Annotated in this window: 14 protein-coding genes; 2 read left to right on the top strand and 12 right to left on the bottom strand. The window is 69.6% G+C overall.

Annotated features, from left to right (window positions below):
• Positions 1–35: 35 nt before the first annotated feature.
• Complete coding sequence (locus OXG83_00570; GenBank protein ID MCY3963499.1) at positions 36–377, top strand: hypothetical protein; 342 nt, start codon at positions 36–38, stop codon at positions 375–377.
• Here OXG83_00570 and OXG83_00565 read toward each other — a convergent pair.
• The 12 genes from OXG83_00565 to OXG83_00510 all read right to left on the bottom strand — a co-directional run bounded on the left by OXG83_00565 (position 351) and on the right by OXG83_00510 (position 13,995).
• Positions 351–1,739 (bottom strand): hypothetical protein, encoded by a 1,389-nt coding sequence (locus OXG83_00565; protein ID MCY3963498.1) that lies wholly within the window; start codon positions 1,737–1,739, stop codon positions 351–353. The genes OXG83_00570 and OXG83_00565 overlap by 27 nt on opposite strands.
• Positions 1,736–3,211, bottom strand: a complete 1,476-nt coding sequence (locus OXG83_00560; GenBank protein ID MCY3963497.1) for a class I adenylate-forming enzyme family protein — start codon at positions 3,209–3,211, stop codon at positions 1,736–1,738. Before OXG83_00560 ends, OXG83_00565 begins: the two co-directional genes overlap by 4 nt.
• Positions 3,212–3,246: 35 nt before the next feature.
• Complete coding sequence (locus tag OXG83_00555; protein MCY3963496.1) at positions 3,247–4,137, bottom strand: 1,4-dihydroxy-2-naphthoate polyprenyltransferase; 891 nt, start codon at positions 4,135–4,137, stop codon at positions 3,247–3,249.
• Positions 4,134–4,982, bottom strand: coding sequence for a 1,4-dihydroxy-2-naphthoyl-CoA synthase (menB, locus tag OXG83_00550; GenBank protein MCY3963495.1), 849 nt, complete (start codon positions 4,980–4,982; stop codon positions 4,134–4,136). The genes OXG83_00555 and menB overlap by 4 nt, the downstream gene beginning before the upstream one ends.
• Positions 4,979–5,800 carry an alpha/beta fold hydrolase gene (locus OXG83_00545; GenBank protein ID MCY3963494.1) on the bottom strand — a complete coding sequence of 274 codons (822 nt, stop codon included), beginning with the start codon at positions 5,798–5,800 and terminating at the stop codon, positions 4,979–4,981. The genes menB and OXG83_00545 overlap by 4 nt, the downstream gene beginning before the upstream one ends.
• The gene (gene menD / locus OXG83_00540) at positions 5,800–7,650 is read right to left on the bottom strand and encodes a 2-succinyl-5-enolpyruvyl-6-hydroxy-3-cyclohexene-1-carboxylic-acid synthase (GenBank protein MCY3963493.1); all 1,851 of its coding nucleotides are present in this window, start codon (positions 7,648–7,650) and stop codon (positions 5,800–5,802) included. The genes OXG83_00545 and menD overlap by 1 nt, the downstream gene beginning before the upstream one ends.
• Positions 7,641–8,903 carry an isochorismate synthase gene (locus OXG83_00535; protein MCY3963492.1) on the bottom strand — a complete coding sequence of 421 codons (1,263 nt, stop codon included), beginning with the start codon at positions 8,901–8,903 and terminating at the stop codon, positions 7,641–7,643. Before OXG83_00535 ends, menD begins: the two co-directional genes overlap by 10 nt.
• Before the next feature lie 173 nt (positions 8,904–9,076).
• Positions 9,077–9,832 (bottom strand): ubiquinone/menaquinone biosynthesis methyltransferase, encoded by a 756-nt coding sequence (locus tag OXG83_00530; GenBank protein MCY3963491.1) that lies wholly within the window; start codon positions 9,830–9,832, stop codon positions 9,077–9,079.
• Between the two features lie 24 nt (positions 9,833–9,856).
• Entirely contained in the window at positions 9,857–11,023 is a 1,167-nt protein-coding gene (locus OXG83_00525; GenBank protein ID MCY3963490.1) for a polyprenyl synthetase family protein, read from the bottom strand.
• A gap of 2 nt (positions 11,024–11,025) precedes the next feature.
• Complete coding sequence (locus OXG83_00520; GenBank protein ID MCY3963489.1) at positions 11,026–11,652, bottom strand: hypothetical protein; 627 nt, start codon at positions 11,650–11,652, stop codon at positions 11,026–11,028.
• 28 nt (positions 11,653–11,680) lie between these two features.
• Positions 11,681–12,565 carry a hypothetical protein gene (locus tag OXG83_00515; GenBank protein MCY3963488.1) on the bottom strand — a complete coding sequence of 295 codons (885 nt, stop codon included), beginning with the start codon at positions 12,563–12,565 and terminating at the stop codon, positions 11,681–11,683.
• Positions 12,541–13,995 (bottom strand): amidase, encoded by a 1,455-nt coding sequence (locus OXG83_00510; GenBank protein MCY3963487.1) that lies wholly within the window; start codon positions 13,993–13,995, stop codon positions 12,541–12,543. The genes OXG83_00515 and OXG83_00510 overlap by 25 nt, the downstream gene beginning before the upstream one ends.
• Positions 13,996–14,102: 107 nt before the next feature.
• Between OXG83_00510 and OXG83_00505 the strand changes: the two genes are divergently transcribed.
• Entirely contained in the window at positions 14,103–14,936 is an 834-nt protein-coding gene (locus tag OXG83_00505; GenBank protein MCY3963486.1) for a M23 family metallopeptidase, read from the top strand.
• Positions 14,937–15,033 lie beyond the last annotated feature (97 nt).

The raw sequence follows: 15,033 nt of genomic DNA, 5'->3' as shown, positions 1-15,033 counted from the left end.
AGAACTCCGGGAGGCACGGGAGGAAGGCGACCGAGATGAAGGATGCGTACGCGATCTCGCGGGTCCTGCTCGCCGACGTCTATGACGCAACGGCGCAACAGGAGGAGGTGCAGGCACCCTCGCGCCAGCGCCTGCGCCGGCTTGCTCTGACCCTGTCGACGCTGCTCTTCGCAGCTGCCCACGCGCCGGCCGCGAAGCGGGCGGCGCCGGATGAAGCGCTCGACCGCCTGCACGAGATGACGTTGACGATCGGCGCCTGTGAAAGCGGCGGCCTCCTTTCCGCCGTCGAGGCGGAGCGCCTCCGCCAGATGAGCGAAGCTCTGGATCGCAGCCTCCGCGACCGCGCGGAATCAGAGCAGTCCGAGTCGCCCAGGTAGCTCTTCGGTCATCAACTGGTCGACGTGCTCGCGGTCCGAACCGATCGCGATCACGTCGAACTTGCCGAACTCCATGAGCGGCCCGACGTTGTAGAGCACGAAGCGCCCTGCGTCGACGCCGCGGTCCTGCAGCGATGAACCCAATCTCACCCGGAGTTCCTCGAAGGTCAGGCCCGTCAGCCCGGCGTGGACGAAACCCTGCGCCTGGTAGGGAGGCCGACCCCCGGGATAGAGCCGGTCGACCAGGTGCATCGGCGTGCTCGTGCCGCCCCAGCGGCCGTTGCACTCGGTGAACACGACCCGGCCCGATGGGAGCACAAGGTGGTCGAACGAGCAGCGGCCGACATAGCCCAGACTGTGCAGAGCGGCCGCCACGCAGCCGGCCTGCGAGACGATCGCCTGCTCCACATCCTTGGGCAGCCCGCTCGGCCGGCTGCCCACGAACACACCCTCCTCACCCGCCAGGATCTGCTCGTAGACGCCGTCGAGACGCGGACCGTCGCCCCCCGGGGGCGACAGCCACCACTGCGTCGAGGGCGACGATGAGGACTCCTCCCAGGCGACCGCAAGCACCTCCTCGCTGCCGTCCCAGCCGGTGCGCTCGAGGAAACCGCGAACGATGTCGAGCACTCCGGCGAGCCCCTTGCGGCGCAGAGCCGGCGACTCGAACACCTCGTTGCCCATGGCCGACGCGCAGCGAAGGCGCTTCAGGGCCACCGCCGGACTCGCCTCGGCCAGTTCGAGCAAACCGCGGGCCAGACCCTCGGCCGACGCCGAGCGACGGCTGGCGGGGAGGAAGCCGGGCCCCAGGGCCGCCGTCACCAGATCCTCGAAGATCGCCTTGTCGTTGGCGATCCAGGTAACCGGCGGCGGCGGCGCCAGCACCTGCACTTCCTCGCCGGAGTCGGCAGCGACCGTCGCGGCGAGGTCCCAGATCGCCTCGATGCCCATGAAGGGCTCGATCACCAATCCCCCGCTCGCGGCCGCCACGGCGGCCAGACGAGACCGGTACGCTCCGGTCATGCACGCGCGCGCGACCGCGAGCCGGTCGCGGCCGGGGTCGACCTCCAGCAGCTCCGCCGCGCCGAGCCCCAGGACTTCGCGGCAGTACCGCTCGTAGCCGCCAGAAGCCGGGGTCGAGGCGGCGAGGTAGTCACCTTCCACCGCGCGCAATCTCGCCCGGTGCTGGTAGCACTCGACTCCCGTGATGCCGTCGAGAAACGGAATCCCCGTGAAGTCGTCGAGATGGAGAGTCGGCGTTCCACTGTCGTTGCCCCGGTAGCGGTTGGGCTCGAAGGCAGCCAGCCGGCGTCCGAGGTCGAGCCGCCGCCGAAAATCCTCAACCACCCGGCGAACGCTCATCGCCGCGCCTCCGGCGAACCTGGTCTCTCCGAATCGATCAGCAGACCGCGGCACGCCTGCCGGTCGACCTTCCCCGAGGGTGCCACCGGCAGATGATCCACCACTCTCCAACGCCGCGGCCGCTTGAAGCCCGCCAGCCGCTCGCGAAGATGCCGCTCGAGGCCCGCGAGTCCGCGTTCGGCCTCGAAGGCGCGCGAACCGACGACAACTGCTCCTACCCGCTCCCCCCACTCGTCGTCGTCCACGCCGACGACGCAGGCCGCCACAGCGCCCGGCCACTCGAGCACGGCGGCTTCGACCTCGCTGGGGTCGACGTTCTCTCCGCCAGTCAGGATGCGGTCCGACCGGCGACCCAGGATGTGGAGTTGGCCCGAGGCGTCCAGGTTCCCCAGGTCGCCCGTATCGAACCAGCCGTCCGCGTCGAACGGCCGCTCGAGCGGCGCGCCCGGTTCGGAACCGACGTAGCCCTCGAAGAGAATCGCGCCGCGCACCAGAATCGAGCCGCGTACCGGCGTGCCGGCTTCTCCGGCCGTCTTTCGCGATTCGATGCGCACCTCGACGCCAGGCAGCGGCGGTCCGACGCCGCTACCCGAACGCGAGTCGCCCGCTTCCGAGACGGCGCCCTTTCCGGCGACAACGTGCTCGGCGGCTCCCGGACGCTCGGTGGCGACCTGGGAACAGGCCTCCGTGAGGCCGTATGTGGCAAACACCGGCCATCCTCGGCCCCGAGCGCGCGCGATCAGAGCGGGGAACGCGGCCGCCCCACCCACGAGCACCGCCCGCAACGTCGGCGGCGGATCCTCGCCAGCCCCGTCGAGCAGGCGCCCGAGCATCGTCGGCACCACGGAGAGAAGAGTCACCCGGTGGCGCTCGATCACCCGCAGCACTCGTTCCGCGTCGAATGTCCCGCTCGCGTGTCGGCTACCGAGAACGATCGATCGACGAGCCAGGAGGCAGCGGACCACGATCATGAGACCGCCGACATGCGCCGTCGGGAGGCTGAGCAGCCAGCGATCTTCCTCGTTCCATCCGAACACGGCCGTGTGGGCTTTCGACGACGCGACCAGCGCCGCCTGGCTGAGAGCGGCGCCCCGCGGCAGGCCTGTGCTGCCGGATGTGAACACGAACGCCGCCCCGCCGTCGCCGATCCAGCCGCGGCCCGGACTACCCGACGCCGCCGTCAGCGCACCGTCCTCTTCGACCACCAGCGCCGCGCCGGTCTTCGCCAGTGCCCGCTTCCTCTCGGCCCGACTCCAGCGCGGATGCAGCAGAACGAACGGCACCCGGTCCTCGAGAAGGGCCAGGATGGTCGTCACGGTCTCGACGCCCATGCCCCCAACGACCGCTACGAGAGGGTACGGCGAGGCCCGAAGACGGTGCCGGACACTGGTAGCGACCCCCTCCGCCCGCGCCGCCAGTTCGGCCCAGGTCAGCGTCTGCCCGCCGTGGACGAGCGCGACTCCCTCGGGCATCTCGCGGGCGGCGGCGCCAACCGAGAGCGCCGTGCTCAGCTTGCAGCCCCCAACACGATGCCGGCCGAGAGCAGGACACCGAAGACCAGGAGCAGGCGGGCGGTCGATGCCAGGGACGCGTTTAGCGCCGCTCCCTCGCCTTGCCACACGGAACGCAGCACGACCGCTGCGAACGGCAGCCCCAGCCAGGACAGGAGAGGCCAGAGGCCCAGCCCAGGGACCAGCGGCAGCGTCGCGAGGTGGGCCAGGAGAAGCAGCACCGCATACTCGAAGCGCCCGAACCCGGGTCCGAAGCGAACGACCAACGTGCGCTTGCCGGCGAGCGCGTCCTCTTCCCGATCTCGAAGGTTGTTGGTGACCAGGATCGCCGTCGCCAGCGCGCCGACGGCAAGACCGGACCACCACGCCGCGACCGGCACCTGGAGGGCCTGCACGTACACCGTGCCGCACACCGCCGCCAGACCGAAGAAGAGGAGGACGAACAGATCGCCCAGGCCGGTGTACGCCAGCGCCCACGGCCCGGCCGTGTAGAGCAGGCCGGACGCGATCGAGACCGCGCCGAGAACGAGGACCGGCCAGCCGGCCACAGCCACGAGATAGAGCCCGCACCCGACGCTGATCCCGAACGCGACCCATGCCCCGGCCCACACCTGGCCGCGGCTGAGCAGTCCCGACTGCACCGCCCGCGGCGGTCCGACCCGCCGCGTCGTGTCCGCGCCGCGGTCGAAGTCGAGGACGTCGTTCGAGAGGTTCGTGCCGATCTGGATCGAGATCGCAACGATAAGCGCGGCCAGCGCGGGACCGGCGGCAAAGCCGGAAACCGAGATGGCGCAGGCCGTCCCGACCATCACCGGCGTCACGGCGGCCCACAGCGTCTTCGGCCGGCTCGCCAGTACCCAGGCGCGGACGCCTCCGCGCCCGGTCATGGATAGCGCTGGAACTTCGAGAAGTCGGGCTTGCGTTTCTCGAGGAACGCCTGACGCCCCTCCTGCCCCTCCTGCGTCATGTAGAACAGCAGCGTCGCGTTCCCGGCCAGCTCCTGGAGACCCGCCTGACCGTCGCAGTCCGCGTTCATCGCCGCCTTCAGGCAGCGCAGCGCCATCGGACTGTTCGCCAGCATCTCCCGGCACCACTGGAGCGTCTCCTCCTCGAGCCGCTCGAGCGGCACGACCGTGTTGACCAGACCCATGTCCAGCGCCTGACGCGCATCGTACTGGCGGCACAGGAACCAGATCTCCCGCGCCTTCTTCTGGCCCACGATCCGCGACATGTAGGAGGCGCCGTAACCGCCGTCGAAGCTGCCCACGCGCGGACCGGTCTGACCGAAACGCGCGTTCTCCGCCGCGATCGTCAGGTCGCAGATCATGTGCAGCACGTGCCCGCCGCCGATTGCGTAGCCGGCGACCATCGCCACAACCGGCTTCGGCAACGTGCGGATCTGCCGCTGCAGGTCGAGCACGTTCAGACGAGGCACACCGTCGTCGCCGACGTAGCCGGCATCGCCGCGAATCCGCTGATCGCCTCCCGAACAGAACGCCATTGGCCCTTCGCCGGTGAGAATGACGACGCCTACCTCACCGTCATCGCGGGCCACGTCCACCGCCGCGCTCATCTCCTGCACCGTCAGCGGACGGAACGCGTTGCGCACCTCCGGCCGGTTGATCGTGATCTTGGCGATCCCCTCCGGCTCACCGTCGACATAGGACTTCTCGTAGCGGATATCGGTGTAGTCACCGCCACTCCGCCATTCCTGGTGCGATTCTCCACTCATCCCCCGCGCCTCCTTCGATCGGCGACACTACAACGGCTCCCATCACCGGAACGGCCGCGGAGCGTTCGCCCCGTAGCGGCGTTCAGGAGCCCGGCCAATCGCGCCGGCGCCTCCAGGGGAACATTGTGGCCAACACCGTCGACGATGCGGACCGTGGCCGCCGGAAGGACTCCGGCCATCTGGCGCGCCAGACCGATGAACTTCGAGTCCAGACTGCCGGCGATCAACTCGACCGGGCAAGAGATCGAGGACAGGAAGGGCCGGTAGTCCGGCATCGCGCCCAGGCTGAGTGTCCTCATCGCCGACGCGAGCACAACACGGCCGTGACCGAACCGGATCCTCCTCTGCTCCTCAAGTACACCGGGCTCGAGCCGGGACTGACTCCCGAACAAGGACAGCCTTGACCACTCGCGGTCGAACTCGTCCAGACCTCGTTCTTCGATCAGGCGTGCCCACTTCCCGTCCGCCTCGCGACGTTCGGCCCGTTCGCCCTCGTCGCCGATGCCCGGGTTGGCACCGATCAAGGTTGCGCCCGCGAACAGACGCGGATGGCGCACGAGCAGGGCCAGCGCCAGACGCCCGCCCAGGGAGTAGCCGGCCAGATAGCGGGGAGCAGGTGCTGTCTTGCCGATCACCGACGCCAACCGATCCACTTCCGCCTCGAAGGAGGGGCCGGGAGGTACGGTCGGAGCCGTCGGGCGTCCTCCGCCATGGCCGCACACGGCGGGCACGCAGCTCGCCACGTCGAGTCGGGCGCGGACGCTGCGCCAGCTCTTAGGACTGCCCGAGAATCCGTGGATCAGAACAGCCGTCGTCATCAGGGGCCGGGGGACGAAGCCATCGTCCGGCTCAACGCTTCTTCACCCTGAGCGAGCGCACCGGGTACGGTCCGGGCGACCACGAGTGAAACACCGCGGCGGCCCATCGCCGCCGCGAGCTCGCGCTGCAGCGCCTGAGTCGTGTCGACACGGGCGCAGGGCAGGCCGAACGCCCGCGCCAGCCCCGAGAAGTCGACATGGTGGGGAGTGAGCCAGTGCCGCCCCTCCGGGCCCTGGAACGCCTCGGTCGAGGCGATGGGTAGCCGCTCGAAGATCCGTCCGCCCCCGTTGTCGATCACGACGATCACTGCCGCCGAGTCATCCCCGTACTCGGTGGCAGCTGTCAGGCCGTCGAGATCGTGCAGGAGACTGACATCGCCGACGACCAGGACGCCGGCGGGGAACTCGCCGGTCGACAGCGATCCCAGGAAACCCGCAACGAGACCGTCGATCCCGCCAAGCCCGCGCTGACTGGCGACCCAGAGACGACGCCCGCGTCGCCCTACCCAAGTCTCGACGAGACGGACGGGCAAACTGTTTCCCAACATCAGGAGCGCACCCGACGGCATCGCCGCTACCGTTTGGCGAGTCACTTCACCGTCGTGGAAATCTCCTGGTCCCGACTCGGCGACCAGGTTCGCGACCGTTTCCTGAAAGCGACCGCAGAGGGTGAGCACCTCCCGGCGCCACGGTTCCACTGCCGCCGCGGGCGAACTTGACTTCAGGCCGGAACAGAGGCTGGCGACGGTGGTCCCGACATCGCCCAGCAGAAACACCGAGCCCAGTCCAGCCGGATCCGTCCACGTTCCATCCGAGACCACAACCTGCGGCGCACCGCAGGTTTCCAGGAGGCGCTGCGTCCCGGAAGATACCGGCGGCGCCCCGACCTGCAGGATGAGGTCCGGAACCGGCAGCGCGCTCCCATCGTTCGCCACCCAGGCGGCACCCAGGCAGTCGGCAAGACAGGAGGCCACGCCGGCAGCGCTCCCTTCCAGGAAGCGGCTCTGGCTGGTTGCCTCCGCGAGCAACGGGAAGCCAGTCCGGCGGGCAAGCTCCCCGAGGCCGAAGACGTCGGCGCCGGCTTCACGAGCCACCGGCGGCGGCAGGGTCAGGGGACCGGCGACGATCAGTCCACGCTCCGACCGACGGCAGAGTTGCACCGCCCTGCTCAGAACGTCCGCGTCAGGCGCGACGCTCGGTCGGCCCACGTCGACCGGCTCCGCGAGCAACTCGTCCACCGCGGCCGTAACCGTGCCGCACTCGCCGGCCTCCGGCCGCTCCAGGGGCTTTCTTGCCCGCACGTTGAGATGCACAGCGCCCCCCTGAGGCCAGCGCGAGCGGAACACGGCCTGCACGGCCGTCCGACGAAGCGCACGCAGACTCAAACGGTCGGTCCGGCCGCCCAGGTCGATCTCCGCGAAGTCGCTGACGGCCGAACCGAACAGCTTGGTCTGATCGGTTGTCTGCTGCGCTCCACAGTCCAGCAGTTCGACCGGCCGGTCGGCGGTCAGGACGATCAGCGGCAGCCCTGCCTCCTTCGCCTCCAGAATCGCGGGCAGGTAGTGGCCAGGCGCCGAACCCGAAGTACAGATCAGGGCGCTCGGCATGCCTGTGGCCCGGGCCTGCCCGAGCGCGTAGAAGGCGGCCGCACGCTCATCGAGAACGCTTCTCAGTTCGAGACCGCCGGTCCGGCCGGTGCTGGCGGCCAGGTCCAGCGCCGCCAGCACAAGCGGCGTCGAACGCGAACCGGGACTGGTGACGACCTGCCGGACGCCCGCTTGAACCAGAGCGCCGACGAGAAGGCGCGCTCGCTGGAACTGCACCTCGGCCGCGCCGGGCCTCAGTCCCATGCCCCCAGGATCGCGTCGAGCTTGAGGTTCGTCTCGATCAGTTCGCGGTCCGGATCCGAGTCCGCGACGATGCCGGCGCCCGAGTAGAGGAGCCCCTTTCGCCCGGTCGCCAGACAGGAGCGGAGCGCCACCGAGAACTCGCCGTCGCCGCGACCGTCGAACCAGCCCACGGGCCCCGCGTACCAACCCCGATCCCGCTCCTCGGAGCGGCGGATCGCCTCCAGGGCACCGGCAGTCGGACGACCGGCCACGGCTGGAGTCGGATGGAGAGCGCTCACGAGCCGCAGCACATGGGGGGGTTCGGCTGCTTCCGCCAGCGTGGCCCGTATCGGCGTCTCCAGGTGGAGGACGTTCCTCAGGACCCGCACTCCCGGCAGTGACCGCGGGGCCGCGGCGCCGCAACTCCGGTCGAGCCGCTCGACGAGGTAGCGGACCACGAGGTCGTGCTCGAGCCGGTCTTTCGCGCTTGCAAGCAGGCGCCGTTTCAACTCCCGGCGCTTCTCCGGAGACGGGTCGCTGGCGATCGAGCCCGCCAGGGCCAGCGTCTCGATCCGCCGGCCGCGTCGCCGGACCAGGAGCTCCGGCGTGGCGCCGAAGAAGATCGATCCCCCGCGCAGGAACGAGAAACAGGTGCACGTAGGCATGTGCCTCCGCAGACGCTCCACGATGCGCCCCAGATCACGGATCCCGAACGGCCGGCCGAGGTCGAGTTCCACCATGCGAGCCGCCACGACCTTTTGCAGCCGTCCGTCGCTGACTTCGCCGCGGAGCTCCTCGACCCGCCGAATCCACTCTTCGGTCGCCGGCAGATCGAAGCTCCGCAGAATCTCGGGTAGAGCCGGCAGGTCCGGAGCGGCGTCGCCGGCACCCGCGGCTCCCACGCTCCCGTTGGCCCCGCTCGCGGGCTGATTCCCTGCGTCGAGTTCATCGGCGAGGCGGAGCAGCCGTTGCCGCCACGAGGGCATGGCCGCGAACTCCGTCCCGTCCAGAACCGCGTAGACGTACGCGGATTCCGCCTCCGCCACATAGCCGACTCGGGGCAGCACGAAGCTGCCGGCGCCGAAGTCGCCCCAGGCTGAACCGTTCGCGCTCCGCCGCCCATCGGCTCCCGGATCGAAGGCGAAGCCGCCATAGAGGCGAAGAGCGAGCGGATCGACATCCGCCAGTTCGTTCCACAACCCGGACGCCTCCTCCGCCAGAGGATCGATCGCGCCTTCGAAGCGACGCGACGCGCCCCAGCCGGCGCACTGCATTCCCTCAGCCGGAGACCAGAGATGACCTACGGGCTCGCAGTCCCGGAAGCTCCGTGCCGCCAACTGCAAGAACACCTCGGGCGCGGCGCGCGGCGCATCGACGCGCACCGCCCGTAGCGAGGCCCCAGGCACTCGCGGCCGCGGAACCAGCCGCGCCCCGGTCGCGGGCGACGTCACGTGTCCGCCCCCAGGGGCGAAGCCGCCGCCGGACGGCCAAGAAACAGACTGCAGACGCCGAAGGTCAAGCTCCGCGTCTCGACCTCTTCGAGGCCGGCGGCCGCCATCGTGCAAACGAACTCGGGGACCGGAGGGAAGGCTCGAATCGACCGCTCCAGGTAGCGGTACTCCTCGGCGCCGGCCAGGAGCCCACCGACGAACGGCACGATCACGTGAATGTGGAAGCGGGCCAGCGCCCCCGTCAGGCCGGCGGAAGGCTCGCCCGCTTCGAGAATGGCCACCCGTCCTCCCGGCCGCGTCACGCGCGCCATCTCCCGCAAGGCGCGGCTCCGGTCCGGAATGTTCCGGATGCCGAACGCGATGGTCACGGCGTCGAAGGAGTGGTCGGCAAAGGGAAGCTCCAGGGCGTCGCCCGCATCCAGTGTGATGCGATCCCCGAACCCCGCCTGGTCGACCTTGCGGCGGCCGATCTCGGTCATCCCGCGGGACGCGTCGATTCCGTGAATGGCAGCGCCGGGGTACCGGCGGGCGATCTCGATCGCGAGATCTCCGGTACCGGAAGCAACGTCGAGCACCCGGGGCGGCCGGCGAGTCCCACCGTCCAGCGCCACTGCTTCGGCCGCGATGCGCCGCCAGCGCCGGTCCCAGCCCAGCGAGATGAGACGGTTCAGAAGGTCATAGCGGGCAGCGATGCGATCGAACATCGCGCCCGAGCCGTCGCCACGCACTCTTTCTGCCTCGGTCAGGACCATTCCGGGATCTTCCCAGCGAAGCGCCTACCGCTCCCGCAGCGCACTCGCGTACGCCACGGCCGTCAGCGCCCGCCGGGCCTCCCCATCAGGGATTCCGGCAAGCGCCGCGACTCCCTGATCGACGTGGGTCGCAGCGAGGCCCCGGCAGATTCCCTCGACGCCGTGGCGGGCCATTGCCTTCAGCACCCGCGCCTGCCGACTCGAGAGCTCGCTTCCGGCGCCACCGTCGCCGTTGGTCGGACCGCCGTTGACCGGTCCGTCGCCGTTCGTCTGCGCGTGCCCGAAACCGGATCCGCCGATCTGGGGTCCCGCCCCGTGATCGTCGGCGATGGCGCGGATCGTGTCGACCAGTTCCGGCTCCCGTTCGAGTACCGTGATCAAAGGATAGGTGACCTTGCCTTCGGACAGATCACTGAACAGCGTTTTGCCGGTGTTGCTGTGGTGACCCACGAGATCAAGCAGGTCGTCGATCAACTGGAAGGCCACACCGACCGACTCGCCGTAGGCCTCGAGAGCGGCGCAGACCTCAGGTGACGCCCCGCCCGTCATCGCGCCGGCGCCCAGAGCCCAACGGAACAGAGCAGCGGACTTGCCGCGGGCCACCTCGAAGTAGAGCTCCTCCGACGTATCGAGTCGGCCACGGTTCTCCAACTGGAGCGACTCGGCCCGGATCATCTCGGCGATCGTCGCGAGCAGACCGTCCATCACGCCGGGCACATCCGCTCGCTGGACACGCTGCAGCGCCTCGATCAGCAGATAGTCGCCGGCGAAGATCGACGCGGCATTTCCGAGTTCGACGCGCGCCGTCGGCCGGCCCCGGCGGCGATCCGCGTGGTCGACGACATCGTCGTGGAGCAGAGTCGCGTTGTGGACGAGTTCCGCGGCGACCGCCAGATCATGTACGGCCGGCGCGGAGGTCCCTCCGACCCGTGACGCCAGGAGGACACAGAGCGGCCGCAGCCGCTTGCCGCCAAGGTGAACCAGACCGACTCCGGCATCCCCCACGAGCGTGTCGCCCAAGGGCAGGGCGGCCAGGTCCTCCTCGACCACCGCCAGGTCGTCACGAACGAAGCCGACCAGATCCTCGATCGTCGAGGCAAGGTCGCTCAGACCGCCGTCGAGGCACAGATCCCGCAGCCTCACCAGGACCTCATCGCCGAGGGCGATGCCGCTGCGGTGATCGGGGAGCACCGTCAACTCTCCTGTTCCTCCGCCTCGAGGTCCCCTACTCGATCCGGCGGCGTGGCCGAGTCGAGCCGTGAAAGGGCGAGGTTGCCCAACCGGGCGGCGACCGCTCCGGCTCCCAGCAGCGCCTTCAGTCCAAAGTCCGTCACCGTACCGCCCTTCAGCAGGAACTCCGCGATTGCATCCGCGCGCGCCATGAGTGTGTCGATGGCGCGCAGACGCTCGAGAAACTCTGTCGTTTCGGGAGAGCGATCGGCCTCGAGCGCCGGAATCCAGTCGCGCATGTTCTCACGGATCGGGTCCCATTCGCGTCGTTTGCGGATCTGAACGACGTTGCGCAGCACGCGTTCGAGGTCGGTCTCGGGGCGGTAGACGACCCGACGCGACCCGGCCACCCGTTCAGGCGCGATCAGCTTCCACTCCCGGAGTTCCCGGCATGCCATCGACACCGCGCCGCGGCTCAGTTCAAGACCCGCCATGATCTCCTGGGCGTCGGCGGGTTCGCTGCGCGACATCAGCCAGCCGAAGACCCGTGCCGTCGTCGGCGGAACGCCCCAGAAGGTCCCCAGCGCCCCCCAAAGCTGGACGAACTCCTCACGAACCCGATCGACGCTGTCGGAAGGGCCGTCCGTCACGAACGCCGCCCTGGTTTCTTCTGCATGGTTACTGGTTCTCGCGGAGTTCGACGTGACGCAACCGTACGGTCACCCGTCCCGCAGGCGGGAGCCTACCGCTAATCGACACTGGCAGTTGAAGTTCTCTCGCCGCGAGGATCTCGATCTCACCCTCCAGCCCGAGCAACTCGAAGTCCTCGACCCGTCCATCTGAACCGATGGCCAGGGGGGTCAGGGTGAAGCGAGCGAGGGTCAGTTCCTCCGGTGACGGACCGCCGGCGACGGAGAACCCGGGCATCGCCGGAATCGTCTCCGGATGTCGGTCGATCCGGACCGCCAGAACCTGGCTGTTGGAGAACACCGGGACGGTCCGGCTCGCCGCTCCGCCTTCGGCCTGAGGAGCCGCCAGGCGTGCCACCAGGTGCAAAAGCGCCGACGGCTCGGACAGGGGTGCTGTGAGTTCCGCCGGCACCTCGTGAACGAGCGGGTAGCGGTGCGTCCATGACGCAACAGGCAGGTCGGCCTCCCCGTCGTTCGGCGTCGCCCGCTCCGCCTCCACGGTACCCTGACAGAACGTATAGCGCTTGTAGCGATTGCGGCTACCACGTTCCTCCTGCACCCGGACATGGGCCTGGAGGCTCTCCGCATCAAACCACAACGAGGACTGCGAACGACGGCCAAACATCGAAGACTCGATGCGGATCCGCGCAGCCGACGCCGGCAACGAAGGACGGCCCTCGCAGCGATCATCCGCCGGCAGTGGGGCCGTGGAGTCGAACTCGACCGCGGCGTCGGCGGAGAGAAAGAACTTCTTGGCCCGAAACTCGAGTCGCTGCCACGGCGGCTCACTGCCGGTCGCCGCTACCGGCACCGCCGCCGCCAGGACGGCTACGGACAGCGCAGCCGCTCTCAGTTCTCGCCCCAGGCCGAACACGGCGGTTTGCGCGAGGTCCAGGGACGGGACCGTTCCAACTGACTGGCCAATCGCAACAGCAACCCCTCGCCCCCGACCGGTGCGGCGAGCTGCACACCGATCGGCAGACCGCCGCCCAATTCAGTCCAGCCAAGCGGCACGGACGCGGCCGGGTTGCCCGCCACGTTCATCAGTTGGGTGAAGCCGATCGTCTGAAGCAACGCGGGCAGGTAGTCGTCGCCTCGATTCGACAGCGACAGGACGCCCAGCCTGGCCGGCGGCGCCGCCATCGTCGGCGACAGCAGAACGTCGTAGCCGCCCGAGAAGAAGGCGGCCACCTGGCGGCAGACCGCGTGGACGGTCCGCGTCGCCCGAACGTAGGCGGCGGAATCGTGCTCCTCACCGACAGCGGCCATGGCCCAGGTCAACGGCTCCAGTTCCTCTTCCCGCGCCTTCCGGCCGAGCATCTCGGACCGTTCCGCCACCGTGGCGCGGATGTTGGCCCCCACAATCAGCCGGGTTGCGTTGCCCAGGGCCGCGGCGTCGATGTCCGGTGCGGCCTCCTGGACGTCGTGCCCCAGTTCCAGGCAGAGGCGCGCCGCCTCCTCGGCCGCGGTGACGCACGACGGATGAACCTCCGAGCCGTTGAAGGCCCGAGCGGTCAGGGCAATCCGCAGCCGCCCAGGCTCCCTGCCGACTTCCTCCAGAAACGGACCCTCGGGCACCGGCGCCGCGTAGGGATCGCCCGCGACCGGACCGGCGACCGCGTCGAGGAGCGCGGCGCTGTCGCGCACCGTCCGGCTCACGCAATGCTGGACCGAGAGACCGGCCCAACCCTCTCCGGCATCCGGAGCCAGCGACACCCGGGCGCGGCTCGGCTTGAGGCCGAACAGCCCGCAGCACGACGCCGGGATCCGGATCGAACCGCCACCGTCGCTGGCGTGAGCGGCCGGCACGATTCCCGCCGCAACCGCGGCGGCGGCGCCGCCCGACGAGCCACCCGCGATGTGCTCCAGGTTCCAGGGATTGCGGGTCTGACCAAAGATCGCCGACTCGGTGCTGGTCGTGAGTCCGAACTCCGGCGAGGCGCTGCGGCCCGCGATCAGGAGGCCCGCCTGCCGGTAGCGGCGGACCATCTCGGAGTCGTGGTCCGGCACGTTGCCGGCGAACAGGCGGCTGCCGTTCGTCATCGGCAAACCGTCGGCGGCGGCGTAGAGATCCTTGAGCAGGTAGGGAACGCCGGCGAACGGCCCGCCGGCCGCCACGGCATCCGGAGCCGCCGCCGCGGCACGATCGAAGTCCGAGTACACGATCGCATTCAGGTCGCCGTTCAACTCGGAAGCGATCGCGGCCGCGCACTCGACCGCCTCGGCCGGCGCCAGCTCGCCTCCGCGAAGCAGGCGCGCCAGCTCCAGTCCGTCACTCTCCAGGTACGTCGCTCTGAGACTCACAGGGGCTCCCTTCCACTCCGGACGGACCGCGCCCGGCAGAACGAAAGCGTACCGCTTTTCGCGCGAACGCCCGCGTCGTTTATACGCGATCGTCTATAGTTCGGCGCATGATCTCTTTCCGTTCGCTGGTCGGCATCTGCTCGGTTACCGCGATGCTCGTGGCCGTCGCCGCGCCGGCGCCAGCCCAGACCGCGTCGCCGGGCAGCCTCGTCCACTGGCAGGGCGCCGGAATCGAACGGTGCCTGCTCGGCGGCCGTGAGTTTGCGCCGACGAACCTCGATGGGGAACCGGGCTGCCTGGTGCCTGTCGGCCTCACCCGAACTGCCGACATCGTGGCCCAGCGCGATCGGGACGGCCAACGCGAGCGGCTACGGATCGGTCTCGGCGAGTACCCCTACTCGGTACAGAGACTCGAGATCAAGGACCAGAGCCGCGTCGATCTCTCGCCGGAGAACCTGGCCCGGGTGCAGCGCGAGAACGCCCTGATCGGCAAGCTCTGGACACGCCAGGGCAAGCCGCGCTTCTCCCTGCCCCTGGGACCGCCGCTCGAGGACATGCCCGCCGGCGGCCGCTTCGGCGCCAAGCGCATCATCAACGGCGAACCGCGCTCGCCGCACACCGGCGCCGACTATGCGGTGCCCCGGGGGACGCCGGTGCTTGCCGTGGGCGACGCCGTCGTCGCCCTGACCGGGGAGTTCTTCTTCTCCGGCAACGCCGTCTTTCTCGATCACGGCAACGGGCTGATCAGCATGTACTTCCACCTCCACGAGGTATTCGTCGAACAGGGCGAGGAAGTGACGCGCGGAAGCCGGCTCGGCAGCGTCGGCTCGACCGGACGATCCACCGGCCCCCACTTGCACTTCGGCATCCGCTGGCAGGGCGCCCGGGTCGACCCTGCGCTCCTGCTGGGGCCCGCCGGGACGATTCAGACCGTCCGCTAGCGCCGCCAAACCCGTCGCAGGCTCCGTGTTTGGCCCCAGCCCCCACCTCCCTAGGAGACCGCGCCGAAGAACTGACTCCGTTGTGTTCTGCGGCGCG

This window comes from Acidobacteriota bacterium, assembly GCA_026707545.1.
Classification (GTDB): Bacteria; Acidobacteriota; Thermoanaerobaculia; order Multivoradales; family Multivoraceae; genus Multivorans.
Note: the sequence above shows the minus strand (reverse complement) of the source record. Positions and strands in the feature narration are given on the sequence as shown.